Raw genomic sequence first — 753 nt, 5'->3', positions numbered from 1 at the left:
TGACGTGACCCCGAGTTTGCCTCCAGCGGGGATTAAAGTCGGGCGACTTTGTTGCGCATAGGCGCGGTGGAAGCAATGGCCTGCGCAGCGCAGCCCGTAGGGCGTAGCGAAGCAGGCCATTGCTTGTGCAATTTGGCGGCGAAGTCCGCCGGGGTTTGATAACCGAGCGCCGAATGCGGCCGGCGCCGGTTGTAGTCCTCCACCCACGCGGCGATTTGCCTGCGGGCGTGATCCAGGTTGAGGAACAAGGTTTCGTTGAGCAGTTCATCGCGCATGCGTCCGTTGAAGCTCTCGACGAAACCGTTCTGCATGGGCCTGCCCGGTGCGATGTAGTGCCATTCCACACGGGCCTGGCCACACCAGGACAGGACGGCGTTGCTGGTGAGTTCGGTGCCGTTGTCGCTGACGATCAGCCCTGGTTTTCCGCGCCTCTCGATCAGGAGCGCCAGTTCGCGCACGACACGGCGCCCACAGATCGACGTGTCGGGTATCGCGGCCAGGCACTCGCGCGTCACGTCATCGACGATGTTGAGCACACGGAAACGTCGCCCGGACACCATCTGGTCGTGCACGAAATCGAGGCTCCAGCGTTGGTTCGGCAAGGCCAGCACCGGAGCCGGAGCCCGCGTACCCACGGCGCGTCGGCGGCTACGTCGCCTGCGAACGGCCAAGCCTTCCTCACGATAAAGCCGCTGCGTCTTCTTGCGGTTGATCATTACGCCTTCACGCCGCAGCAGGATGTGAAGGCGCCGA

General features: G+C 63.7%; 1 protein-coding gene. It reads right to left on the bottom strand.

From position 1 onward, the window contains the following. Nucleotides 1-32: 32 nt before the first annotated feature. On the bottom strand, nucleotides 33-753 hold a 721-nt coding region (locus OKA11_RS24460), incomplete at its 5' end, for an IS3 family transposase (protein WP_267225240.1).

Origin of the sequence: Novosphingobium clariflavum (assembly GCF_026420865.1) — a bacterium.
In the GTDB taxonomy this organism is placed as follows: domain Bacteria; phylum Pseudomonadota; class Alphaproteobacteria; order Sphingomonadales; family Sphingomonadaceae; genus Novosphingobium; species Novosphingobium clariflavum.
The sequence above is the reverse complement of the archived record's forward strand: the minus strand, read 5'-3'. Positions and strand labels throughout refer to the sequence as shown.